This is a genomic window from Arthrobacter sp. Y3221087 (assembly GCF_059089905.1).
In genome coordinates, this window is record NZ_JBNHFE010000008.1 from 93,166 (window position 1) to 116,771 (window position 23,606).

19 protein-coding genes and 1 tRNA gene are annotated in these 23,606 nt (G+C 65.3%); 13 read left to right on the forward strand and 7 right to left on the reverse strand.

The genetic code is table 11. From position 1 onward, the window contains the following. Positions 1 to 60 precede the first annotated feature (60 nt). From trpB to pyk, 6 genes are all read left to right on the forward strand, one after another. A complete protein-coding gene (trpB, locus tag AC5RUO_RS18000; protein WP_494104218.1) occupies positions 61 to 1,380 on the forward strand; it encodes a tryptophan synthase subunit beta in 1,320 nt (439 codons plus the stop codon). Between the two features lie 11 nt (positions 1,381 to 1,391). Further along, positions 1,392 to 2,204, forward strand: coding sequence for a tryptophan synthase subunit alpha (trpA, locus tag AC5RUO_RS18005; RefSeq protein WP_494011206.1), 813 nt, complete (start codon positions 1,392 to 1,394; stop codon positions 2,202 to 2,204). A gap of 3 nt (positions 2,205 to 2,207) precedes the next feature. After that, on the forward strand, positions 2,208 to 3,362 hold the full coding sequence (lgt, locus tag AC5RUO_RS18010; protein WP_494011072.1) for a prolipoprotein diacylglyceryl transferase: 1,155 nt from the start codon (positions 2,208 to 2,210) through the stop codon (positions 3,360 to 3,362). 262 nt (positions 3,363 to 3,624) lie between these two features. Beyond that, the gene (gltB, locus tag AC5RUO_RS18015) at positions 3,625 to 8,238 is read left to right on the forward strand and encodes a glutamate synthase large subunit (protein ID WP_494011073.1); all 4,614 of its coding nucleotides are present in this window, start codon (positions 3,625 to 3,627) and stop codon (positions 8,236 to 8,238) included. Then, positions 8,231 to 9,688 (forward strand): glutamate synthase subunit beta, encoded by a 1,458-nt coding sequence (locus tag AC5RUO_RS18020; RefSeq protein ID WP_494011074.1) that lies wholly within the window; start codon positions 8,231 to 8,233, stop codon positions 9,686 to 9,688. The genes gltB and AC5RUO_RS18020 overlap by 8 nt, the downstream gene beginning before the upstream one ends. Positions 9,689 to 9,759: 71 nt before the next feature. Further along, positions 9,760 to 11,250: a pyruvate kinase gene (gene pyk / locus AC5RUO_RS18025; RefSeq protein WP_494011075.1), complete on the forward strand. Its 1,491-nt coding sequence runs from the start codon at positions 9,760 to 9,762 to the stop codon at positions 11,248 to 11,250. A 125-nt stretch (positions 11,251 to 11,375) separates the two neighbouring features. Here the strand turns inward: pyk and AC5RUO_RS18030 are convergent, their stop codons facing one another. After that, positions 11,376 to 11,981: an ANTAR domain-containing response regulator gene (locus AC5RUO_RS18030; protein WP_009358190.1), complete on the reverse strand. Its 606-nt coding sequence runs from the start codon at positions 11,979 to 11,981 to the stop codon at positions 11,376 to 11,378. 202 nt (positions 11,982 to 12,183) lie between these two features. Between AC5RUO_RS18030 and AC5RUO_RS18035 the strand changes: the two genes are divergently transcribed. Beyond that, positions 12,184 to 12,265: transfer RNA gene (locus AC5RUO_RS18035), tRNA-Leu, on the forward strand. A gap of 417 nt (positions 12,266 to 12,682) precedes the next feature. On the opposite strand, the gene AC5RUO_RS18040 is transcribed toward AC5RUO_RS18035, so the two are convergent. The 3 genes from AC5RUO_RS18040 to AC5RUO_RS18050 form a co-directional block, all read right to left on the reverse strand. Beyond that, a complete protein-coding gene (locus tag AC5RUO_RS18040; RefSeq protein ID WP_494104219.1) occupies positions 12,683 to 14,104 on the reverse strand; it encodes an MFS transporter in 1,422 nt (473 codons plus the stop codon). Positions 14,105 to 14,451: 347 nt separating this feature from the next. Continuing rightward, the gene (locus AC5RUO_RS18045; RefSeq protein WP_494104220.1) at positions 14,452 to 15,000 is read right to left on the reverse strand and encodes a P-loop nucleotide/nucleoside kinase family protein; all 549 of its coding nucleotides are present in this window, start codon (positions 14,998 to 15,000) and stop codon (positions 14,452 to 14,454) included. Further along, positions 14,997 to 15,644, reverse strand: a complete 648-nt coding sequence (locus AC5RUO_RS18050; RefSeq protein WP_494104221.1) for a bifunctional 4-hydroxy-2-oxoglutarate aldolase/2-dehydro-3-deoxy-phosphogluconate aldolase — start codon at positions 15,642 to 15,644, stop codon at positions 14,997 to 14,999. The genes AC5RUO_RS18045 and AC5RUO_RS18050 overlap by 4 nt, the downstream gene beginning before the upstream one ends. A 143-nt stretch (positions 15,645 to 15,787) precedes the next feature. On the opposite strand from AC5RUO_RS18050, the gene AC5RUO_RS18055 reads away from it, so the two are divergent. The 6 genes from AC5RUO_RS18055 to AC5RUO_RS18080 all read left to right on the forward strand — a co-directional run bounded on the left by AC5RUO_RS18055 (position 15,788) and on the right by AC5RUO_RS18080 (position 21,197). Further along, the gene (locus AC5RUO_RS18055; protein WP_494104222.1) at positions 15,788 to 16,768 is read left to right on the forward strand and encodes a Gfo/Idh/MocA family protein; all 981 of its coding nucleotides are present in this window, start codon (positions 15,788 to 15,790) and stop codon (positions 16,766 to 16,768) included. After that, on the forward strand, positions 16,761 to 17,756 hold the full coding sequence (locus AC5RUO_RS18060) for a LacI family DNA-binding transcriptional regulator (protein ID WP_494104223.1): 996 nt from the start codon (positions 16,761 to 16,763) through the stop codon (positions 17,754 to 17,756). The genes AC5RUO_RS18055 and AC5RUO_RS18060 overlap by 8 nt, the downstream gene beginning before the upstream one ends. Continuing rightward, positions 17,753 to 18,337, forward strand: coding sequence for a VOC family protein (locus AC5RUO_RS18065; RefSeq protein WP_494104224.1), 585 nt, complete (start codon positions 17,753 to 17,755; stop codon positions 18,335 to 18,337). Before AC5RUO_RS18060 ends, AC5RUO_RS18065 begins: the two co-directional genes overlap by 4 nt. Beyond that, positions 18,334 to 19,239: a sugar phosphate isomerase/epimerase family protein gene (locus tag AC5RUO_RS18070; RefSeq protein WP_494104225.1), complete on the forward strand. Its 906-nt coding sequence runs from the start codon at positions 18,334 to 18,336 to the stop codon at positions 19,237 to 19,239. Before AC5RUO_RS18065 ends, AC5RUO_RS18070 begins: the two co-directional genes overlap by 4 nt. After that, positions 19,236 to 20,231 carry a Gfo/Idh/MocA family protein gene (locus tag AC5RUO_RS18075; RefSeq protein WP_494104226.1) on the forward strand — a complete coding sequence of 332 codons (996 nt, stop codon included), beginning with the start codon at positions 19,236 to 19,238 and terminating at the stop codon, positions 20,229 to 20,231. The genes AC5RUO_RS18070 and AC5RUO_RS18075 overlap by 4 nt, the downstream gene beginning before the upstream one ends. Positions 20,232 to 20,474: 243 nt before the next feature. Next, positions 20,475 to 21,197 (forward strand): SDR family NAD(P)-dependent oxidoreductase, encoded by a 723-nt coding sequence (locus tag AC5RUO_RS18080; protein ID WP_494104227.1) that lies wholly within the window; start codon positions 20,475 to 20,477, stop codon positions 21,195 to 21,197. 243 nt (positions 21,198 to 21,440) lie between these two features. On the opposite strand, the gene AC5RUO_RS18085 is transcribed toward AC5RUO_RS18080, so the two are convergent. The 3 genes from AC5RUO_RS18085 to AC5RUO_RS18095 are packed head-to-tail and all read right to left on the reverse strand — an operon-like array spanning position 21,441 to position 23,562. Beyond that, positions 21,441 to 22,217 carry a PfkB family carbohydrate kinase gene (locus AC5RUO_RS18085; protein ID WP_494104228.1) on the reverse strand — a complete coding sequence of 259 codons (777 nt, stop codon included), beginning with the start codon at positions 22,215 to 22,217 and terminating at the stop codon, positions 21,441 to 21,443. Beyond that, positions 22,214 to 22,876, reverse strand: coding sequence for a glycoside hydrolase family 32 protein (locus AC5RUO_RS18090; RefSeq protein ID WP_494104244.1), 663 nt, complete (start codon positions 22,874 to 22,876; stop codon positions 22,214 to 22,216). The genes AC5RUO_RS18085 and AC5RUO_RS18090 overlap by 4 nt, the downstream gene beginning before the upstream one ends. Further along, complete coding sequence (locus AC5RUO_RS18095; protein ID WP_494104229.1) at positions 22,762 to 23,562, reverse strand: glycoside hydrolase family 32 protein; 801 nt, start codon at positions 23,560 to 23,562, stop codon at positions 22,762 to 22,764. The genes AC5RUO_RS18090 and AC5RUO_RS18095 overlap by 115 nt, the downstream gene beginning before the upstream one ends. Positions 23,563 to 23,606: the final 44 nt, after the last annotated feature.

Here is a 23,606-nt window from a genome sequence, read left to right on the forward strand (position 1 = left end):
TCATCCCGGCCCCGGCCGGACCAAACTTTTGACCGATCAACTTCGAACAGGACGGGACTGATGGCCGACGTACCCTCAGGAAACGCTGACAACAAGGCCGCGGACGCATTCCTGGCGGAAGGCTCCCTCCGGCACGCCCCGGGGCCGTACTTCGGCAGCTACGGCGGACGCTGGATGCCCGAGTCCCTGATCGCGGCCCTGGACGAACTCGAGGAGACCTTCGACAAGGCGAAGAACGATCCCGAATTCCGGGCGCAGATCGCGGACCTGAACAAGAACTACTCGGGCCGCCCCTCGCTGCTGACCGAAGCCAAGCGGTTCTCCGATCACGCCGGGGGCGTGCGGGTGTTCCTCAAGCGCGAGGACCTCAACCACACCGGATCGCACAAGATCAACAACGTGCTGGGCCAGGCCCTGCTCGCCAAGCGCATGGGCAAGACCCGCGTCATCGCCGAAACCGGCGCCGGCCAGCATGGCGTGGCCAGCGCAACGGCCGCCGCCCTGATGGGGCTGGAGTGCGTAGTCTACATGGGCGCCGAGGACTGCCGCCGCCAGGCGCTGAACGTGGCCCGGATGGAACTGCTGGGGGCCACCGTTATTCCCGTCACCAGCGGCTCACAGACCCTCAAGGACGCCATCAACGAGGCCCTGCGCGACTGGGTGGCGAACGTGCACAACACCCACTACCTGCTGGGCACCGCTGCGGGAGCCCACCCGTTCCCCGCCATGGTCCGCTACTTCCACGAGGTCATCGGCGAAGAGGCGCGCGCGCAGATCCTGGAGCAGGAAGGGCGCCTCCCGGACGCGGTGTGTGCCTGCATCGGCGGCGGATCCAACGCCATCGGCATTTTCCACGGTTTCCTCGATGACCCCTCGGTCAAGATCTACGGCTTCGAAGCCGGCGGCGACGGCGTGGACACCGGACGCCACGCCGCCACCATCACGCTGGGCAAGCCCGGCGTCCTCCATGGCGCCCGCTCCTACCTCATGCAGGACGACGACGGCCAGACCATCGAGTCGCACTCCATCTCCGCGGGCCTCGACTACCCGGGTGTGGGGCCGGAGCACTCCTACCTCGCCGACATCGGGCGGGTGAACTACGAGCCCATCACGGACAGCGAGGCCATGGAGGCCTTCCGGCTCCTCTGCCGCACGGAGGGCATTATCCCGGCCATCGAGTCCTCGCACGCCCTGGCCGGGGCCATCAAGGTGGGCCAGCGCCTCGCCGCTGGGGACGCCGCTGCCGCACGGGACAAGATCGTGATCGTGAACCTGTCCGGCCGTGGCGACAAGGACGTGGCTACCGCCGCCGAGTGGTTCAACCTGTTGGACAAGGATTCCGCGGAATCGGAAATCGGCAAAGAGGGAGAGCAGTTGTGAGCAGCGCGCAGATGACGGGCAAGGCACAGACGACCAGCAAGTCGGCGGCGGCCATCGACAAGGCCCGCGCCGAAGGCCGTGCAGCGCTCGTCGGCTACCTGCCTGCCGGCTACCCCACAGTGGAGGAAAGCATCGCCGCGGGCATCGCCCTCGCGGAGAACGGTGCCGACCTGATCGAAGTCGGCATCCCGTACTCCGATCCCGTAATGGACGGCCAGGTCATCCAGGCCGCCACCACGCAGGCGCTGGCCAACGGCTTCTCCGTCCGGCAGGTCTTCGACGTGGTCGCCGGCATCACCAGCAAGACCGACGCCGCCGTCCTGGTGATGACGTACTGGAACCCCGTGGTCCGGATGGGCGTGGACGAATTCTCCCGCCGCCTGGCCGAAGCCGGGGGAGCCGGGCTCATCACGCCCGACCTCATCCCGGACGAGGCCGACGAATGGATGGCCGCCTCGGACAAGTACGGGCTGGACCGCGTGTTCCTCGTTGCGCCGTCGTCCACTGCCGAGCGCATGCAGCGGACCGTCGACGCCAGCCGCGGCTTCGTCTACGCCGTCTCCATCATGGGCGTCACCGGCGCCCGTTCCTCGGTGAGCACCGCCGCCCGGAACGTCGTGGCCGCGGCGCACGCCGCCGGGGCGGAGCGCGTCTGCGTAGGCCTGGGCGTCTCCAACGCCGACCAGGTCCGCGAAATAGCCGCCTACGCCGAGGGCGTCATTGTAGGCACCGCACTGGTGTCAGCACTGGGTACCGGCGGCGTGGACGCCGTCGGCTCCCTTGCCAGGGAGCTCAGCTCCGGACTTGCCAGGGAAGAAGCCTAACCAATGCAGAGCCTCCTCCAGGCAGCAGCCCTGGTACCCGCCAGCATTCCCAGCCCGGACTGGTCCGGATTCGACATCCCCCTGCCGTGGGGGACGCTGCGCATCCACGCCTACGCCCTCTGCATCCTGGCGGGCATCGTGGCGGGTCTCTGGCTGACCTCTGTCCGCTGGGCCAAGCGCGGCGCGCCTGAGGGAAGCGTATGGGACATCGTGGTCTGGGCCATTCCGTTTGGCATCATCGGCGGCCGCCTGTACCACGTGTTCTCGTCGCCCGACGCCTACTTCGGTCCCGGCTTCGACGGCACCGGCGACCTTTCCCTCATCCCGCAGATCCAGCGCGGCGGCCTGGGAATCTGGGGTGCCGTGGTGCTCGGCGTCCTGGGCGCGTGGATCGGCTGCCGCCGTGCAGGCGTCAGGCTCCCCGCCTTCATGGACGCCGCCGCGCCGGGCCTGCTGCTGGCCCAGGCCATTGGCCGTTGGGGCAACTGGTTCAACCAGGAACTCTTCGGCGGGCCCACCACGGTGCCGTGGGGCCTGGAGATCGACGCTGACAACGCGAACTTCCCCGCGGGTGTTCCCGCCGGGACCCTGTTCCACCCGACGTTCCTGTATGAATCGCTCTGGAACCTTGCCGGCGTCGCGCTCCTGCTCGTCCTGGACCGAAGGTTCAACTTCCGCCGCGGCCGGCTGTTCTGGCTGTACGCCATGTACTACACCCTGGGACGGGTGTGGATTGAGGCCATGCGGATCGACGACGCGGAGCAGATCTCGCTCTTCGGCCTCACCACCCGGCTCAATGTCTGGACCAGTATTTTCGTCTTTGTGACTGCGCTGGTGGTCTTCATCCTGCTGGGCAGGAAGGGCCGCCCGGAGCCCGACACGGTCTATCTTCCGGGGCGGGAACCGGCGGAACCGGCCGTCACCGCCGACGCTGGGGCCACTGAAGACGGGGTCCGTCATACGGACCCGGTTGTCTCAGATAGTGAAGCGCGTGATAATCTCCCTGATAACCAAAACGGTTCCAGGCCCGATTCCGCCCCCACGGAAGAGGCCACGGCGGCACCCTCCGGCGCAAAGCCCGGGACGGATGCCACGGCTTCCGGACACTCCGGCAGCACAGCCACAGGATCCGCATCGGAGGCCGGCACCAGCAAGTAAGCGCCGGCCACACGAGGGCAGCAGAGCCACCGCTCGGAGCTCCCGGAACCACAATGTCGTGGCATGGGGCCCCACCCGCGCAGCATAGAGCTGCTGCCGGCTGGAGCCTTGGGCAGGGGCCTCTGTAACCGTTAGTTCAGCAGGCCGGGCTGACCTACAATTTCCATGTAGTAACACTTTGTTGTGCCCATCATCTGGGGCCTGACGAGTGGGGCCAACGGTGTCCCTTCCATACGCACGATCAGGAGGAAGGACGTCTTCCATGACCCAAACTCTGCACACTCCCAGCTGGTCCGAACCGGATCAGCCCGAGGCTGCCTTGTCGCCGTTCAAGCGCTTCGCAGCCCTGCCGGAGGCCGCCGGACTCTACAACCCCGAGCAGGAGAAGGACGCCTGCGGCCTTGCGATCATCGCAACGCTCCGCGGCGAACCCGGGTACGACATCGTTGACGCCGCACTCACCGCCCTGCGCAACCTCGAGCACCGTGGTGCCGTGGGCGCCGATGAAGGCACCGGTGACGGCGCCGGCCTCCTGATGCAGATCCCGGACGAGTTCTTCCGGGCGGTCACCGAGTTCGAACTTCCCGCTCCCGGCCAGTACGTGGCCGGCACGGCGTTCCTGCCTGCTGAACAGCGGGAAGCCGATGCCGCGAAAGCCGGCATCGAGGGCCTCGCCGCAGACGAGGGCCTGAAGGTCCTCGGCTGGCGCGAAGTGCCCGTCGTCGCCGACTTGGTGGGCGCGATGGCCCGCGCCTGCATGCCCTACTTCTCCCAGCCCTTCCTCGCGTCCGCCACGGGCGAGGAACTGGACCGCAACGAACTCGATGCCCGCGCCTGGCGTATCCGCAAGCGCGCCCAGAACAAGTTCGGCGTCTACTTCCCGTCGCTGTCCTCGCGCACCATCGTGTACAAGGGCATGCTCACCACCGCCCAGCTGGAGCCGTTCTACCCGGACCTCTCGGACAAGCGCTTCAAGACCAAGCTGGCTATTGTCCACTCGCGCTTCTCCACCAACACGTTCCCGTCCTGGCCGCTGGCGCAGCCCTTCCGTACCATCGCCCACAACGGCGAGATCAACACGGTCAAGGGTAACCGCAACTGGATGCGCGCACGGCAGTCCCAGCTGGCCAACCCGCTGCTCGGCGACGCGCCCGAAGAGCTGTACCCCATCTGCACGCCCGGCGCCTCCGACTCCGCCTCCTTCGACGAGGTGGCGGAACTCCTGTGGCTCTCCGGCCGCCCCATCACGCACGCGATCATGATGATGATCCCGGAGGCATGGGAAAACCACGCCACCATGGATCCGGCCCGCCGCGCGTTCTACGAGTACCACTCGCTGCTGATGGAGCCGTGGGACGGCCCCGCCGCCGTGTCCTTCACCGACGGCAACCTCGTGGGCGCAACCCTGGACCGCAACGGCCTGCGCCCCGGCCGCTTCTGGATCACCGAAGACGGCCTGATCGTCTTCGCGTCCGAAGTGGGCGTCATCGACGTCGAACCCTCCAAGGTGGTCAAGAAGGGCCGCGTCTCGCCCGGCAAGATGTTCCTGGTGGACACCGACGCCGGCCGCATCATCGATGATGAAGAGGTCAAGGCAGAGGTTGCCGCTGCCAACCCGTGGGCGGATTGGGTCAAGGACAACCTGATCGACCTGAACGACCTTCCCGAGCGCGAGCACGTGGTCCACACCGCCGCGTCCGTGAACATCCGCCAGCGCACCTTCGGCTACACCACCGAGGAACTGAAGATCCTGCTGGGCCCGATGGCCCGCACCGGTGCCGAGCCGCTGGGCGCCATGGGCTCCGACACCCCGGTTGCCGTGCTGTCCAAGCGCCCCCGGCTGCTCTTCGACTACTTCGTGCAGTCCTTCGCGCAGGTCACCAACCCGCCGCTGGACGCCATCCGCGAAGAGTTGGTCACCTCCCTGACGTGCGCCATCGGCCCCACCGGCAACCTGCTGGATACCAAGCAGGTCCGCCAGCCGCAGGTCCAGCTGCCGTTCCCCGTGATCAACAACGACCAGCTGGCCAAGATCGCCAACATCGAGGACGCCGACGGCAACCGCGTGGCCATGAGGGTGCGCGGCCTGTACCGCCCGGAGGGCGGCGAGAACGCCCTGCGTTCCCGGCTTACCGAGATCTGCGAGCAGGTTTCCGGCGCCATCAACCGCGGCGTGCAGTACATCGTGCTCTCGGACCGTGACTCCAACGCGCAGTGGGCACCCATCCCGTCCCTGCTCCTGGTCAGCGCCGTGCACCACCACCTGCTCCGCAGCGCCAACCGCACCAAGACCGCCCTGGTGGTCGAGGCGGGCGACGTGCGCGAAACGCACCACGTGGCCGTGCTCATCGGCTACGGCGCGTCCGCCGTGAACCCTTACCTGGCCATGGAATCCGTGGAGCAGCTGATCGCTGCCGGAGACGTCACCGGCGTCACCCCGCAGGACGGCGTCTACAACCTGATCAAGGGCCTCGGCAAGGGCGTCCTGAAGATCATGTCCAAGATGGGCATCTCCACCGTGGCGTCCTACACCGGCGCCCAGACGTTCGAAGCACTTGGCCTCGGCCAGGAGCTGGTGGACGAATTCTTCGCCGGCACCCACTCCCAGCTGGGCGGCGTGGGCCTGGACGTCATCGCCGCCGAGGTCTCGGCACGCCACCAGATGGCGTACCCCGAGGGCGGCATCGAGCAGCCCCACCGCCCCCTGTTGGGCGGCGGCGAGTACCAGTGGCGCCGTGACGGCGAACCGCACCTGTTCAACCCGGAGACGGTCTTCCGGCTGCAGCACGCCACCCGCGAACGCCGCTACGACATCTTCAAGGCGTACACCAAGGGCGTGGACGACCAGTCCAGCAACCTGATGACGCTGCGGGGCCTGCTCAAGTTCAAGAACGAGCGCCCGGCGGTTCCGCTCGAGGAAGTGGAGCCCGTCTCCAGCATCGTCAAGCGGTTCTCCACCGGCGCGATGAGCTACGGCTCCATCTCGCAGGAGGCCCACGAAACGCTGGCCATCGCCATGAACCGGCTGGGCGGCAAGTCCAACACCGGTGAGGGCGGCGAGGACGTGGACCGCCTGATGGACCCGGAGCGCCGCTCCGCCGTCAAGCAGATCGCCTCCGGCCGCTTCGGCGTGACCAGCCTCTACCTGACCAACGCCGACGACATCCAGATCAAGATGGCCCAGGGCGCCAAGCCCGGCGAAGGCGGCCAGCTGATGGCGCAGAAGGTCTACCCCTGGGTGGCCCGCACCCGCCACTCGACCCCCGGCGTCGGCCTCATTTCCCCGCCGCCTCACCACGACATCTACTCCATCGAGGACCTGGCGCAGCTCATCTACGACGCCAAGCGCGCCAACCCCTCGGCCCGCGTCCACGTGAAGCTGGTGTCGGAAGTCGGGATCGGCACGGTGGCATCCGGCGTGACCAAGGCGAAGGCCGACGTCGTGCTTGTCTCCGGCCACGACGGCGGAACCGGCGCCTCGCCGCTGAACTCGCTCAAGCACGCCGGTGTCCCGTGGGAGCTCGGCCTCGCCGAGACGCAGCAGACCCTGATGCTCAACGGCCTGCGCGACCGCGTGGTGGTGCAGGTTGACGGCCAGCTGAAGACCGGCCGCGACGTTGTGATCGCAGCCCTGCTGGGCGGCGAGGAGTTCGGCTTCGCCACCGCCCCGCTGGTGGTGGAAGGCTGCATCATGATGCGCGTCTGCCACCTGGACACCTGCCCGGTGGGCGTTGCAACCCAAAACCCGGAGCTCCGCGCCCGGTTCACCGGCAAGCCCGAGTTCGTGGTCAACTTCTTCGAGTTCCTGGCCGAGGAAGTCCGCGAGATCCTGGCCGAGCTGGGCTTCCGCAGCCTGGAAGAGGCCATCGGCCACGCGGAGGTCCTGGACACCCGCGACGCGATCGACCACTGGAAGGCCGACGGCCTGGACCTGGACCCGATCCTGCACGGGCTCGAGTTCGACGACGACGCTCCGCTGCGCAACATGACCGGCCAGAACCACGAGCTGGACAAGCACTTCGACCAGCGGCTGATCACCATGTCCACTGAGGCCCTGACGGACCGCAGCCCGGTGAAGATCACCGTGGACGTCATCAACACAGACCGCTCCGTAGGCACCATGCTCGGTCACGTGGTCACCAGGACCTTTGGTACCGACGTGCTCGCCACGGACACTATCGACGTCACGCTGAACGGCACTGCCGGCCAGTCGCTGGGCGCGTTCCTGCCCGCAGGCATCACCCTGCGGCTGTACGGCGACTCGAACGACTACGTGGGCAAGGGCCTCTCCGGCGGCCGGATCATCGTCCGCCCGGACCGCACCAATGTGTTCAAGGCGGAGACCAATGTCATCGCCGGCAACGTGATCGGTTACGGCGCCACCAGCGGCGAGATGTTCCTGCGCGGCCAGGTGGGCGAACGCTTCCTGGTCCGCAACTCCGGTGCCACCGCCGTCGTCGAAGGCATTGGCGATCACGGCTGCGAGTACATGACCGGCGGCCAGACCCTGATCATCGGCCGCACCGGCCGCAACTTCGGCGCCGGCATGTCCGGTGGCACCGCGTACGTCCTGGACCTGGATACCGCCAAGGTCAACAAGGACGCCCTGCAGTCCGGCGAACTCCAGCTCCGCGAGCTGGATGCCGAGGACCGCGACATTGTGCACGGCCTGCTGGTCAAGCACGTTGAAGAAACTGACTCCCAGCTGGCTGCGCGCCTCCTCGAGAACTTCGACGACACCGCCGCCCGCATCACCAAGGTGCTGCCGCGCGACTACGCGGCCGTGCTGCAAACCCGTCTCGACGCCATCGAAGAGGGCCTTGACCCCGACGGCGAAGAAGTATGGTCTCGAATCCTGGAGGTGACCGGTGGCTGATCCACGCGGATTTCTGAAAGTACGCCAGCGTGAAACCCAGCCGCGCCGTCCCGTTCCTGTCCGCATCATGGACTGGAAGGAAGTCTACGAAGCGCAGGAAAAGGGCACCCTGAAGGCCCAGGCCGGCCGCTGCATGGACTGCGGCGTCCCGTTCTGTCACCAGGGCTGCCCGCTGGGCAACCTGATTCCCGAGTGGAACGACCTCATGTGGCGGGACAAGGGCGAGGAAGCGATCGAGCGGCTGCATGCCACGAACAACTTCCCCGAATTCACCGGCCGGCTCTGCCCCGCCCCCTGTGAGGCGTCCTGCGTGCTGGGGATCAACCAGCCTGCAGTCACCATCAAGCAGGTTGAGGTGTCCATCATCGACGAAGCGTGGGACAACAACTGGGTCCACCCGCTGCCGCCGGCGCGCCTCACCGGCAAGACGGTCGCCGTCGTAGGCTCCGGCCCTGCCGGCCTGGCCGTGGCCCAGCAGCTCACCCGCGTGGGCCACACCGTTGCCGTCTACGAACGCGATGACAAGATCGGCGGCCTGCTCCGCTATGGCATCCCGGACTTCAAGATGGAAAAGGAGCAGGTGGACCGCCGCGTCGAGCAGATGAAGGCGGAAGGCACCCGCTTCCGGACCGGCGTCGCCGTCGGCACCGACGTGACGTGGGAGCAGCTGCGGCGCCGCTACGACGCCGTCGTGGTGTGCACCGGCGCCACCGTTCCGCGCGACCTGCCCATCCCGGGCCGGGACCTGGACGGCATCCACTTCGCCATGGACTACCTGGTGCCGGCCAACCGCGCCGTGGCGGGGGAGACCATCGAAAACCAGATCCACGCCCAGGGCAAGCACGTGGTGATCCTCGGCGGCGGCGACACCGGCGCCGACTGCCTCGGCACCGCGCACCGGCACGGTGCTGCGTCCGTGACCACGCTGGCCATCGGCAAGCAGCCGCCGGCCGAGCGCGCCGCGCACCAGCCCTGGCCGACGTTCCCCACCCTGTTCGAGGTGGCCAGCGCCCACGAGGAAGGCGGTGAGCGCACATACCTCGCCTCCACCGTCGAGTTCGTGGGCGAGGACGGCAAGCTGACCGGCGTCAAGGTCGCGGAGACGGAATTCGTTGACGGCAAGCGCCTGCCTAAGGCCGGCACGGAACGCATCATCCCCGCGGACCTGGTGTTCCTGTCGCTGGGCTTCACCGGCGCCGAGCCGGCGGGCATCACCGAACAGGTGAAGGCCGAATTCGACGGCCGCGGCAACGTGGCACGCGACGGCTACTACATGACCAACACCGAGGGCGTTTTCGTGGCCGGCGACGCCGGGCGCGGACAGTCCCTCATCGTGTGGGCCATCGCCGAAGGCCGCGCAGCGGCTGCCGCCGTGGACAAGTACCTGATGGGAAGCACCATCCTTCCCGCTCCCGTCGCGCCGACGGACCGCGCCATCGCCGTCCTCTAGCGCTGCACCTGCGGGCAGAAGTTCACCCCCGCGACAACTTAACCAATGCAAGTGACCAATAGGGTAGGTATATGAGACGCGCAAAAATTGTGGCTACTTTCGGCCCGGCGATTGCCAGCTATGAAAACACCCTCGCGGTGCTGGAAGCAGGTGTTGACGTCGCCCGGATGAACATGAGCCACGGCGACTACACCGTGCATGACAACACCTACGAAAACGTCCGCAAGGCGGCAGCGGACCTGGGCAAGGCCGTGGCCATCATGGCCGACCTCCAGGGTCCCAAGATCCGCCTAGGCCGTTTCGTCGACGGCCCGCACGCCCTCGCCGTCGGTGACACCTTCACCATCACCACCGAGGATGTTCCCGGCACCAAGGACATCTGCTCCACCACGCTGAAGAGCCTCACCGAGGACGTCAACGTGGGCGACGCACTGCTGATCGACGACGGCAAGGTGGCCCTGCGCGCCGTAGCTGTCGACGACGTCAAGGTGGTCGCCGAGGTGACCGTGGGCGGCATGGTGTCCAACAACAAGGGCATCAACCTGCCCGGCGTGGCCGTGAACGTGCCGGCGCTGAGCGAAAAGGATGAGGACGACCTGCGCTGGGCGATGCGCCGCGGCGTGGACCTGGTGGCCCTGTCCTTCGTCCGTGACGCCTCGGACATCACGCGGGTGCACGAGATCATGGACGAGGAAGGACGACGTGTGCCGGTCATCGCCAAGATCGAAAAGCCGCAGGCTGTTGACCAGCTGCCGGAAATCATTGACGCGTTCGACGCGATCATGGTTGCCCGTGGCGACCTGGGCGTGGAGCTTCCTTTGGAGGAAGTGCCGATCGTGCAGAAGCGCGCCATTGAGCTGGCACGCCGCTGGGCCAAGCCCGTCATTGTGGCCACCCAGGTCCTGGAGTCCATGATCGACAACCCGCGCCCCACCCGTGCGGAGGCCTCCGACTGCGCCAACGCCGTGCTGGATGGTGCCGACGCCGTCATGCTGTCCGGTGAGACCAGCGTGGGCAAGTACCCGATCGACACGGTCAAGACCATGGCCCGGATCATCGAGTCCACCGAGGTCCACGGCCTGGAGCGCGTCCCCCCGCTGGGGACCAAGCCCAAGACCCGTGGCGGCGCCATCACCCGTGCCGCCGTCGAAATCGCCGACCAGCTGGACGCAAAGTACATCTGTGCGTTCACACAGTCCGGCGACTCGGCCCGCCGCCTGTCCCGCCTGCGCCCGATCAAGCCGGTGTTCGCGTTCACCCCGGTGGAGCAGGTCTGGAACCAGCTGGCGCTGACCTGGGGAATCCAGCCGGTCCTGGTACAGATGGTGGACCACACGGATGCCATGACCGCGCAAGTTGACCGCAGCCTCGAGGAAATGGGCCTGGTGCAGGACGGTGACTTGGTGGTCATCGCCGCCGGTTCCCCTCCCGGAAAGGCCGGTTCCACCAACTCGCTGAAGGTCCACAAGGTGGGCGACCTTGCCGACTCCACCCGCGCGGGGGACGTCATCAGCAACAAGGAAAAGCTCGGCCCCTGGCCGGAAAGGAAGAAGAAGGCTTAGCCTTTCTGACAACGAAAAGGACCCCTGCCGGATGGCAGGGGTCCTTTTCGTTGGGCTGCGGGGTGGTGTCGGGTGGCAGGAACCCGGCAGGCCGCCGTCGTGCGTTACCTGCCGTGACGCCGAGGTTAGTTGACCTGGTTGATGATGGTCTCGGCGACTTCGCGCATGCTCAGGCGGCGGTCCATGGAGGTCTTCTGGATCCAGCGGAACGCTTCGGGCTCGGTGAGGCCCATCTTGGTGGTGAGGAGGCTCTTGGCGCGCTCCACGAGCTTGCGGGTGGCGAACTGCTCCTGCAGGTCCGAAACCTCGCTTTCGAGGGCCTTGATTTCCTCGTGCCGGGAGAGGGCGATCTCCAGGGCCGGAATGAGGTCCGCCGGGGTGAAGGGCTTCACAACGTAGGCCATGGCGCCGGCGTCGCGGGCCCGCTCCACGAGTTCCTTTTGGCTGAAGGCGGTCAGAAGTACCACGGGGGCGATCCGGGCCTTCACGATCTTCTCTGCTGCGGAGATGCCGTCCATCACGGGCATCTTGACGTCCATCAGGACCAGGTCCGGCTTGAGTTCCTCAGCGAGCTGGACGGCCTTCTCGCCGTTGTCCGCCTCACCCACGACGTCGTAACCTTCGCCGCGCAGGATCTCGATGATGTCGAGGCGGATGAGGGTCTCATCCTCGGCAACAATGACGCGGCGCGCCGGCTGGGACGTGGGCTTGGACTCCGTCTGTTCAGTCACGGGATCTCCTTGAAAAGGTACGGCGGGACATCACTATCTTAGGTGCCACCGCGGCTGTACTTGGCTTGCATGGTCATCCGCGGCGTCGGCGGCGCGATTCTGGAATTCAGCCTATCTGCATGTAGAGTAATTCCGCGTACGTGAAGCGATCGCGTTGCTCACAGTCAGCTGTGGGCGTACCTTGTTGCTCAACGTATTCCGCGCCCGAGTGGCGGAATTGGCAGACGCGCCGCACTCAAAATGCGGTATCGAAAGGTGTGTGGGTTCGAGTCCCACCTCGGGCACAGTGTTTCCGCAGGTCAGGGGCTTTTTTACTTCTGCATGTTGACAAATCTTGACATCTCAAAATCCAAGGTGTCGGAGCGGTTCCACGTTGATGTCCTGGGTAGCCGCGAGGCTATGCTGTGGTTTCCCGACCGGGCCGCGTGGCCGCTTCTGACCGCTTGAGCGGCAACTGATGCTTTCGGCCAGCTGCTCATAATCGCAGGGTCGGGTCGGGGCCTCAAGCGTTACTTTGGGTCTAGGAACTTTTTCTACGTTCGTCGGGTAAAGGGAAACCCAGCCTTATTCTGACTGCCCCGGGGCTCCTACCTGACGTCAGGTTGGGGTGTGCCTCATCTTGGAGCCGGGAAGGGGAAAGCCCTCGACCGGAGCGGGTCGAGGGCTTTCCTCATGTGCAGTGTTGCGGAGGAGATGGAGGTCTACGGCTTGGAACCGTTCGCCTGGGTCCCGCCGTGTGGAGTCTCGAAGAGCAGGTGCTCTCCTTCCAGCACTTCGGGGTCTGCCGGTGCGACGGTGGCACGCGGGCCCTTGCTGCCGGTTTCGGGGAGCGTGAAGTAGACGATGAGGGAGAGGGTGACAATGGCGATCATGTAGTACGCAACGAACATGGGCTGTCCGGCGCCGACGAATGCAGCGGCGATAAGTGGTGCGGTGCCACCGAAGACGGCGATGACGATCTGGTGCGCGAAACCGATGCCTGCTACCCGGACTGAGGCCGGGAACAGCTCGGCCTGGATTGTCGGGTAAACGGCCTGCCAAATACCGAGAACTACCCACCCGGATGCCGAAACCAGAACGTATACCCAGAAGCCTGGCTGGTTCAGCAGCAGAAGCAGTGGGTAGAAGAGCACGATCATGCCGATGGCACCGATGATGGGGAAGATCTTGCGGCGGCCGAGGCGGTCCGAAAGGTATCCACAGACCGGCACGATGACCACGAGCAAGGCCAGCCCGATAACGCTCCCGGCCAGGGTGGAGGACAGGTCCCGGCCGGTGGTCAGCTTGGCATAGGTGGGGAGAAACGTGGCCCAGGTGTAGTAGGCCACGGCCGGGGCAGAGAGCGCCGCTGCCTGGAGCAGAGCCTTCGGGTGTTCGCGAAGCAGGTCCTTCAGCCGCGCCCAGGCGGACTTTTGATCGACGAGGGCAGCTGCCTCAAACTCCGGGGTCTCATCCGAGCGAGCCCGCAGGATGAGACCGGCGACGCCGAGGACGCCGCCCACAACGAAGGGGATACGCCAACCCCAGGCTGCGAGTTCGGCGGGAGCAAAGGATGATGTCACGATCGCGGCCGAACCGGTCGCGGCGAGGGTCGCGAGGCCGCTTGCCATGTTGGAGAACGAGCCGAACAGGCCCCTCCGGTTCGCGGGAGCGTGTTCGACCATGAACGCGATGGCGCTCTGCTGCTCGGTGCCGGCCGAGATTCCCTGGAGGATGCGTGCAACCAGAAAGAGAACAGGTGCTGCGTAGCCGATCGTCGCGAATGAAGGGGTGAGACCGATGATCAGAGAGCCGAGCGCCATCCCGGAGATGGACAGCGTCAGGATGAGCCGGCGGCCGTAGCGGTCGGCCAGCGGCGAAATGATGATTCCGCTGAGCGGGCGTACAACGAAACCGACCGCGTAGGTGAGCAGCGCTGCGACAAGGGACGCGAACGGGTTCTCGCTTGGGAATATCTGTCCCGCGAACACCGCTGCCAGCAGCCCGTAGATGTACCAGTCGTACCACTCGACAAAGTGGCCGATCGTGCCTGCCACCATGTTGACGGAGCGCCGGGGCGGCTCCGGCACTTCCGGAAATTCAGAAGGGCCCGAGCTGTTGAGCGCATCTTTTGAGGTCTTCATTGAACTCTCCATACTTTCACGTTTGCTGAGGAGGGGTTAGGGATCGAACCGGAGGCAATCGGTCCTCCGGCTTTTCACCGGAACTAATAAGATCGGTTGCTGAGATCGGTTGCAGAGATCGGTTGCAACAACACTAAGCGCGACAAAAGCGGCTTGTCAACGTCTTTTCGTGAGCCGCGTCGCAGGTTCTGGCGTTGCCGCCTCCGGGGGAGGGCCACCGCTTTGTGCACTGGAGGCAGACGTGCTGCCTCAGTCGGATTTGGGGCGGTGTGGCCCATTTCTGCTGCAAGCTGTAAGGGCGGCCCGCGTAGAACTGGCCGAAATGAGCTGCTCTGGCGGTTGAGCCGTCACCCCTCTGCCGGAAGGGGTGTCTCGTTGTTGAAGTCCAGGTACTGCACGCCGGACCATGCGCATTCCAAACTCCCGTAGACGGACCAGTACTCATCCCAGTGGGAAAGTTTCCACTGGTCTCGTTCCAGGCCGCGGCGGGTTAGCCGGTCCCGTAGAAGGTCTTGGGGGACCCTCACCCGCACCACCGTTGTCTTAGAAGGTGGCCAATGGAACTTTTCTGCCGCGCGCGTCAGAAAATCCGGTTCGTCGAAGTAGGCTCCGAAAGGGGCGTCGAGTACGACGGAGCGGCCCAGGCGAAGGTTGGCACCGGCGATGTCCATGAGTGTTTCGTACTCGAGGGGAAGCAGGTTGTCGCGGTAGTAGTCGTTGGATTCCCGGTCGGTGGGGTCGTGTCCAGTTGCCTTCAGCGCGAACTCGACGAAGCGTCCGCATACGCGGTCCTTGTCCAGGTATGCCGCGTTGTGTTCTTTTGCTGTTTTCTGCGCGACCGTCGTTTTCCCTGAGCCGGCCGGGCCAATAACAATAAAGACGCTGGGGATCGTCATCGTCGGGCCTCTGCCACTGCTGACAGGAACTCCTCGGCGGCTTTGGTGACGCGGCTAAAGTCGCCGTCCGGCTGCCATGCTTTTGTCACGTAGCTGCCGACGCCGACACCTGCTACGCCCGCCGCGAACCATTCGCCTACGTTCTGCACGGTCACGCCGCCTGCCGGCATGATCGGCAGATGCGCAAGCGGGGCGAGCACAGACTTGGCGTAGGGGATGCCGCCGGCCTCGGTGGGGAAGAGCTTGAGGATGTCAGCGCCCGCCTCGGCGGAGTTAACAAGCTCAGTGGGTGTGTAGGCCCCGCTGATGGTGGGTATCTGGTACCGGTTCGCTGTCCGGATCATTGCCGGATTCAGCTGGGGACTGACCAGGAATTCAGCCCCGGCGCGGATGCACTCGTAGGCTGAGTGCTCGTCCAGCACTGTTCCGGCGCCGATCGCTACTCCATTGGCCCCATGCCTGGCGGAGAGTCGGCGGATTACATCGACGGCGCCCGGGATCGACAGTGTGATTTCAAGGGCGCGGAAGCCTCCGGCGATGGCAGCTTCCGCAACGCGTTCTGCCACGTCGGCGTTGTCGAGGCGGACGATGAGGACGGCACCGGATTCGTCGATGGTCTGCAGGGTGCGAAGTTTCTTGTACATGTGTGCCTTTCTTGGGGCCAAGGCGTGTTGATGCTCGTTGTTGCCTGGGCCACTGTTGAAGTGTCGTTGACAAACTTTCCCACCATCCATACTGTTATTGCAACCGATCTCAGCAACCGATCTCATACAAGGGGGTATCGCGGTTGACCAACGTACGCACAATCATTCTTGGTGCTTCCCATTGGCACACTCCGCTCTACGCAAACGCCATCGCTGAAGTGCACCAGGTCGTCGGCGTCAGTGACGACGACGTGTCCCTCGTGCAGGGGTTGGCTGAGGGCTGGGGGGCTCCGGTGGAAGCTGACTGGCGGAATCTGGTTGACCTCCCCGATATTGGGCTGGCCTACGTTTTTGGCCCGCACGATGGCATGGCGGAGAAGTGTCTTGCCCTGATCGAACGGGGGATTCCGTTCGTGGTGGAAAAGCCGCTGGGAACGTCCCTTGCCGAACTATCTGCGGTGCGCAAAGCCGCCGAGGCAGCCGGTGTCCCTGCCACTGTCCCGCTGATCCAGCGGGGCGGCCCCACCGACCGGTGGCTCGCCAAGGCCGGCCGGCCGACATATCAGCGGATCTCATTTATTGCCGGACCGCCGTCCCGCTATCTCGATAACGGCAACGCGTGGATGCTGGACCCGGCCAAGGCGGGCGGAGGGTGCCTGGCGAACCTGGGTCCCCACTTCGTGGACCTGTTCCTGCAGGGCTGTGACGCAACCACGGTTCGTGTGCAGTCCCGGCTTTCGTCAACGTTGCACGGCGGAGACGTGGAGGACCACGCCAGTCTCATCCTCACTACGCCGGAGGGACGCGAAGCCATCGTGGAGGTCGGATACGCATTCCCTGGCTCCCCGCTGAAGCGTTACTGCAGCTACACCTCGGCTGGTGAGGCAGGATACGCCTCCGTTAACTCTGATGGTTCTGCTACCTTCACCGCAGCCGATGGCACCACGGAGTCCGCCAGGATCGACGTGGACAGCGACCCTCTTTACGATCCGTTCGTGCGGCGGGTCGCCCAGACGCTGGAAGATGGATTCCAGGGCTTGCCGACGCTGGCCCAGCTCGAAGACGTCATGCGCCCCATTTGGCAGGCCTATGACGACCAGCACGGAGGAAGAGAACATGCCTGATCTGAGTATCGACGTAGTCGCGAAAGCCGCCGGTGTCCACCGGTCCACGGTCTCCCGGGCATTCTCCCGCCCGGAAGCGGTGAAAAGTGAAACCCGCGAGCACATCCTCCGGGTCGCCGAGGGGCTGGGCTACACGATGAGTCCACTCGCCCAGGCGCTTCGACGAAAAACCAGCACCTTCATCCCGCTGATCGTCCCTGACATCACCAACCCGTTCTTTGCAGAACTTGCCAAGACGATGACGCAGGCGGCGGACGAGCGCGGCTACCAGCTGCTGCTCTGCGTCACCAATGGGGACCCTGCCAAAACTGAGGGATACTTCATCGCCATGCAGGCCATGTATGCCCCCTTCGGGATCGTCGCGCCCTCCACGAAGGTCGATACCGGGGCGCTGAAACGCTTCGACTTCGGCCACAAGGTGGTCGTGATCGACCGGGTGGAAGGGGACGATGCGGTCCCAACGGTCACCGTCGACAGCCGCCGCGGAATCATGCTCGCGCTGGACCACCTGCATTCACTGGGGCACACTTCGATCGGCTATGTTTCCGGCATCGCCGGAACGCACACCGCCCAGGACCGGATGGACGCGTATCTGGAGCTGTCCGCCGAGAGCGGCAGCGCACCTGTGGTGCTGGACAGCGGGTCGGATCTGGATGCGGGCACGCGTGGGGCCGAGCATTTCCTCGAGATGGAGAAGCCGCCGACCGCCATCATCGCGGCCAATGACATGGTGGCATTTGCGGTAATCTCGGCCCTCGGCCGAAGCGGCGTGCGTGTACCGGAGGACGTGTCGGTCATCGGTTTCGACGGTCTGGCTTTGGGGGCCCGTTTCAACCCTCCCCTGACGACCATCCGGCAACCCATCGCCGACATGGGACACATCGCCATCGAACTGGCTGAAAAGCAGAACATCGACGGCTCCGTGGACCACATCGTCCTCGAACCTGAACTTCTGGTCCGTGGCTCCACCTCGGGACCGCGCACATGACCGCGCGAATGAATGGCGCCCCGGCAGAAACACTGCGGCGGCTGCCGGGGCTCCAGCACACGGACCACGTCGGCCTGACCGTCCCCAACCTCGAGGAAGGTATCCGGTTCTTCGTCGACGTGCTCGGGGCCGAGGAACTGTACCACTCCGAGCGGGGTCCCGACGAAGAATTCATGCCCACAAACTTCGACGTCCCGGCAGATGCGAAACTCACGCTCGCCATGCTGCGCCTGCCCCCGAACCTCAATATTGAACTCTTCGAGTGGAGCAGCGCTGAGCGGCGCGAAACCCCTCCGCGGCATAGCGATGCCGGCGGACACCACCTGTGCTTCGTCGTGGACGACGTCGATGAAGCGATCGCCGTGCTCCAGGAAACACCTGGGGTACGGGTGCTCGGTGAGCGCAAAGAAGTCGCCGGCGACAGCCCGCGCGTAGCCGGCAACCGCTGGACCTACTTCCTTACCCCCTGGGGCCTGCTGATGGAGATCGTCGACCGGTCCCGCGTCGCAGCCCCACCGCGGCTGGTCGGTCCTGCGGACTGGACAGCGGCTCCAAACACTTCCAGAAAGGACAACCCATGATACGGCTTGCAGGTCACACACTCGGAACCCCAGACCACACGGTTCCCCAAGCACTGGCGCTCTTCAAAGCCGCCGGCCTCGACGCCGCGGAGGTCATCTACCAGGACGACTACCTGTCAGGGTTGCCTCTGGGAGACCGGCGCGCCGCGATGGAGGCACTGAAGGCTTCCGACAGCGAAGGCGTGCCGATCGTAGGCCTTACGCCATACACCACAGCCATCAACTCCCTCGATGACGAGGAGTGGCGCGGCGCGGTCGATGAATTCCGCGGCGCCATTGAAACCGCCCACATGGTCGGGGCTGACCGGGTCCGTGTCTACGCCGGATCCTGGCACGCCGGAGACTCCGACCACGCCCCGCGGTGGGCAAAGCTCGTGGATGCGCTGCAAACCCTTGCACCTGAAGCTGAACAGGCAGGCGTACGGCTGTGCGTTGAGAACCACTTCGGCACCATGACCCAGTCCGCAGCCGAAACCGCAGCCCTGGTCCGCGAAGTCGCGCACCCGGCCGTCCGCGTTCTGTACGATCAGGCGAACCTCACGTTCACCCACGACGAAAAGTTCGAACAGGCCATGGCTGTTCAAGGCGACCTGATCGGTCACGTGCACGTGAAGGATCTTGTGTTCACCGACCCCAACGCAGCCTTCCGCGCGACGGAAACAGCGCGTGTCAACGCTTCAGAGCGGGCCGTACGGTCCCGGGTCGTTGGAAGCGGAGTCGTTCCCTGGCCCCAAATCCTCGCCGCGTTGCTGCAGCACGGCTACGATGACGTGCTGAGCATCGAACTTGAGTACCGCTGGCACCGGCAGGACCTCCCCGCACCCGAGGACGGATTCAGGGAATCAGTCGACGTGCTGCGCGCGATGCTTTCTGATCTCGCTGAAGTGAGGAACGCCCGATGAGTACCAACCGGCTCCGTGTCGGCGTCGTCGGCGCGGGCAACATCGCTACCATTGCCCAATTGCCCACGCTCGTCCAACGCGATGATGTTGAGCTCGCTGCCTTGGTGTCCCGCCGTGAGGATCCGGGCAGCCTGGTCCGACGCTGGGGCTTCGGCTCCGCATACAAGTCCGTCGAGGACATGCTGGATTCACAGGACCTGGACGCAGTCTTCGTCCTAACGCCCCGCTCCGAACACGCCCACGCGGTCCAACTGTGCCTGAACCGCGACGTCGATGTGTTCTGCGAAAAGCCTCTGGCCCCGGCCACCGAGGAGGCAGAACGTTTGGCGGACCTGGCCGATGAGCGCGGCCGCATTCTGATGGTCGACTTCAACCGCCGCTATGCCCCCGTTTACACCGCCGGCCGTGAGCTGTTTGGCACGAAAGGCGCTACCTTCTGCGTGGCCCAGAAGAACCGCCCCGGATCGGAATACCGCGCAACGTTCGAGAACGCCATCCACATGGTCGATCTGCTCCGCTGGTACTGCGGTGGCGAACCTGTGGACGTGGCGGCACACGCAGCCGGTGACGACCCGTGGGAGGAAGACGGCGTCGCGGCCATGATCCGCTTCAGCACCGGCAACACCGGAGTGCTCATGGCAGCCCGGACAGCCGGTGCCTGGAGCGAAAAACTCGATGCCTACGGCGACGGCAAGACCGTGGAAGTCAGGGCCCCGGAAACCGTCTCGACCACTGTCCAGGGAGTCACCACATCACGCGAGCTCAGCGCCGAGGCGTACGGCTGGGCAACGGCCACCGACACGCTCGGATTCTCCGCCGCCGTCCACCATTTCCTGGACCGGGTCGCCGACAGGGCGCAGCCACTGACCTCCGGCCGGGAAGCTGTCCATACCCAAAGGCTGCTCGACCGGATCCTCGCCGCCTCGGGACTGCCCACAGAAGAACAAGCAGGCCGGGAATGGGCCAGCCACGCCACGAGCGGCAACAGCTAGGCAGCACGGGCACGTGCGCCATTCTGGACCGGGGTCGGCAGCGAATCCTGGCTTCAACAGTGCGGCAGCAGGTCAGGGCGCGGAGCGGCGCTCACTGAAGCAGCCGCGCCCGGAGCGGGGACACCCTTTGAAACACCTCAAGTAAGGAGCTGGAAAGATGAAACGAGCAGCCCACCAGCCAGTCGCTGGGCAGCAACGGACAAGCGGAGTTATCAGATGAGCCTTAAAGACCAAGTCGTTCTGGTGACCGGATCAAGCGGCGGAATCGGCGATGCAGTCGTCGACGCTCTCACAGCCGAAGGGGCCATCGTCATAGGTGCCGACCGCGGCGCGAAGGAGGGCCAGGAACTGGCCGGCTTCTTCCCGCTCGACATCACCTCCGAAGAACAATGCGCCACAGTCGTCCGTGAAATCACAACCAGGTACGGGCGCATCGACGCGCTCGTCCATGCAGCTGGAGTCCTGGGTGCCACGCCGGACATCATGAAAACAACGACCGAAGAATTCGACTCCATCATGCGGATCAACGGTTCCGGCACGTTCTCCATGGTCCGGGAAACCGCACAATCAATGATTGGGACCGGAACTGCCGGTGCCATCGTGATCCTCTCCTCCGTTGCAGCCAAAGAAGCCCGCCTCAACTACTTGCCCTACAACGCAAGCAAACTCGCAGTACTCCACATCATGTGGTCCTTCGCCGAGCTGCTCGGCCCCAACGGCATCTCGGTCAACGCCATCGCGCCCGGCCCAGTAAACACTCCCATGTGGGCACAATTCGCGAAGGACTCGGGCCCGGATGCAGCCGCCAACCGGGCCAAGCGCGCCGCGCAACTTCCCATGCGCCGGTTCGCCGAACCAGACGAAGTCGCCCGCGCCATCCTTTTCCTTGCCGACCCCGACAACCGCTACATCACCGGCGTATCCCTCGATGTGGCAGGCGGAGCACACCTGGGAATGGGAACCTGATCCAGGAACCCACCAAACGGCTCGGACGAACGTCAAGACATGAATTCTGTCAGGCTGGGGTGTACTCCAGCTGGCCACCGGGACAGCGGTACCCTCCGGGCTAATCGGTCTAAAGCCCTGAAGCATCCTCACCTTGGGCCAGCCGAGCATGATGCCCGAACAACTGCAGCGGATCCGGCCTGTCGTCGGATCCGCTGTCGGCAATGACGGTTTCAGGAACCTTCCTAGTGTTCGTGACGTCCGTTATCGCATTGCCGGGTCCGTCGCCTCTTCGAGTGAAACAGACAGCACCTCCTCGAGCTCGCTCGTTGTGGGTGGGTTAGCTCCGTGCCTCGTCACGGTGATTGCGGCTGCGGCGGCCGCCGTCCTGCCAACCCTTTCAAGATGTACCGGATCGAATTTCTCTGTTGGATTCTCTAAGAGGCTGGCGATGAGTGAGGACATGTAGGAGTCGCCGGCGCCTACGGTGTCTACTGCCTTGACATGCGGCGCGGCAATGTGGACGTGAGATGAGTTTGTGTAGAGGTCTGAGCCCTCTGCTCCTGCCGTCACGGCTACCACTTCCACTCCGAGGCTCAGTATCCGGGCGGCCACTTCAGGTGTTGAAAGCCCCGGGTACAGCCAGCCGCCGTCTTCGTCGCTGAGCTTCACCAGTGTTGCGAAGTGCGCCGTTTCCTCGAAGGTCTGCAGTGCCTGGTGATGGTTGCCGTATTGGGCTGAGCCGGAGCTGCCCAGTGAGGCCATGGCGGTGGAGGTCCGGCTCAGGCGGACAGCGCCCGGCAGCAGCTGGACCCCGGCAGAAGCGAGGTGCTGGCGGATTGCTTCGCCCCGCTGGTCACCGCCAAGGATCGTCAGCAGCCCGGTGTTGGCCCCGAGGCGGCCGAGGCCGAAGGCAACGTTCAGGCTGGATCCGCCCGCAAACTCTATGAGTCCGGCCGCGGTGCTGATCACATCGATCAGGGATTCCCCGATGACGACAACGTCCGGGTTCGGACGCTGGTAAGCAGGGGTGAGGGTCATGGCCGTCCTGCCAACGCACCCTGCCGGCCGTTGCCCGCGGTGCTTGCTGGCGGCCGTTGGATCGTGAACAGCTGCCGGGAGGAAGCGTTGCTAACGGTCAGTGTCACCGGTGCGTCCACGATGGGCAGGGGGACCGCCATGATTCCCTGCCGGCCCGAAATCTCCAGCACGCCGGCGTCGATGATGACCCGCACGGCGCTTTCGGCATCGGCTGGGAAGAATGCGTTAGTGAAGTCCGGGTTGCCGGTTGCAGTCACTTCGAGGCCCTCCCCGTCGTGGCGGAGGGTTGCCAGCGGACCGGCCGGGGTGGCGAGGCTGATGACCGTCCCCGCGCTGACGGTGCAGCGCAGGTCCGCGCCGTTGCTGAGCTCTGTCTCCAAGGGGTTGCCGATCATCTGCTCCAGCTGGACAGGCTGGGAGTAGTCGGCGAGGTCGGTGTGCGGTGTGGCCACCAGGGTGTCACCGTCGAGGGTCAGGGTGTGGGGGATGCTCAGTGCGCTGGCCCATTGTCCTTCGGGGCTGATCACGCCGCGGACCCAGAAGATCAGCGACGGGGCGCCGTCTTTGTCCCTGAAGAAGGAGGGGGCGTAGTAGCTTTTGCCGTAGCTGAGCTGGCCCCAGGATCGGGCGCTGAACTTACCGTCGGCGTAAGTGCCCACGCCGTAGGCGACGTAGTGCAGCACGTCGTCTTCCCAGATGGAGGTGACCAGGACGTGGGAGCCGTCGATTCGAACAGCTGGGGGCACTCCCACATGGTGCCGGTCCAGACGGGGTCTGTTTCGGTTCCGCTGCGCTGGGCGGCGATGCCGTCCAGCGTCCACTCGGAAAGGTCGAGGGAGCTGTAGGAGACCGCGGCGGCGGTGCCGCCTTCCAGCCCGGCGCCCGCGAACATGCGCCACTGTTCGCCGTCGCGGAAGACGAACGGGTCCCGGTAGGCGATGATGTTCAGGTCCGGCGCAGTCATCAGTTTTTGGCCTTTGGTCCAGGTGTTCCAGGAGGGGTCGTCCGGGGTGGCTGCCCGGACGGTGCCGATGCCGATGTCAGGCTCGGTCACTGAGGTGTAGTACATGGTGGCCGCACCGTCGGCGCCGATGGCGATGGAACCGGACCACACGCCGTCGTCCCCGTCGCCTGGGGCGACCGCGATGCCCTGCTCGGTCCAGGCGATCATGTCCGGGGAGGTCGCGTGGCCCCAGTGGCAGTTGGAGGCCCACGTAGTGCGGCCGGGGACGTACTGGTAGAAGAGGTGATACTGGCCGTCCTTCCAGGTCACACCGAGGGGATCGTTGATCCATCCTTCGCCGGCGGTGAAGTGGAAGGCGGGCCGGGGTTCGTGCGCGTTCATGCTGGTCCTTTTGTGCTGGCGTATCGACGGGTTTGGGTTACTGG

Excerpts from the sequence above, each read along its gene's own strand:
- trpB (WP_494104218.1), top strand. The coding sequence starts at position 61 with ATGGCCGACGTACCCTCAGGAAACGCTGACAACAAGGCCGCGGACGCA.
- trpA (WP_494011206.1), top strand. The coding sequence starts at position 1,392 with ATGACGGGCAAGGCACAGACGACCAGCAAGTCGGCGGCGGCCATCGAC.
- lgt (WP_494011072.1), top strand. The coding sequence starts at position 2,208 with ATGCAGAGCCTCCTCCAGGCAGCAGCCCTGGTACCCGCCAGCATTCCC.
- gltB (WP_494011073.1), top strand. The coding sequence starts at position 3,625 with ATGACCCAAACTCTGCACACTCCCAGCTGGTCCGAACCGGATCAGCCC.
- pyk (WP_494011075.1), top strand. The coding sequence starts at position 9,760 with ATGAGACGCGCAAAAATTGTGGCTACTTTCGGCCCGGCGATTGCCAGC.
- AC5RUO_RS18040 (WP_494104219.1), bottom strand. The coding sequence starts at position 14,104 with ATGAAGACCTCAAAAGATGCGCTCAACAGCTCGGGCCCTTCTGAATTT.
- AC5RUO_RS18045 (WP_494104220.1), bottom strand. The coding sequence starts at position 15,000 with ATGACGATCCCCAGCGTCTTTATTGTTATTGGCCCGGCCGGCTCAGGG.
- AC5RUO_RS18050 (WP_494104221.1), bottom strand. The coding sequence starts at position 15,644 with ATGTACAAGAAACTTCGCACCCTGCAGACCATCGACGAATCCGGTGCC.
- AC5RUO_RS18060 (WP_494104223.1), top strand. The coding sequence starts at position 16,761 with ATGCCTGATCTGAGTATCGACGTAGTCGCGAAAGCCGCCGGTGTCCAC.
- AC5RUO_RS18065 (WP_494104224.1), top strand. The coding sequence starts at position 17,753 with ATGACCGCGCGAATGAATGGCGCCCCGGCAGAAACACTGCGGCGGCTG.
- AC5RUO_RS18070 (WP_494104225.1), top strand. The coding sequence starts at position 18,334 with ATGATACGGCTTGCAGGTCACACACTCGGAACCCCAGACCACACGGTT.
- AC5RUO_RS18075 (WP_494104226.1), top strand. The coding sequence starts at position 19,236 with ATGAGTACCAACCGGCTCCGTGTCGGCGTCGTCGGCGCGGGCAACATC.
- AC5RUO_RS18085 (WP_494104228.1), bottom strand. The coding sequence starts at position 22,217 with ATGACCCTCACCCCTGCTTACCAGCGTCCGAACCCGGACGTTGTCGTC.
- AC5RUO_RS18095 (WP_494104229.1), bottom strand. The coding sequence starts at position 23,562 with ATGAACGCGCACGAACCCCGGCCCGCCTTCCACTTCACCGCCGGCGAA.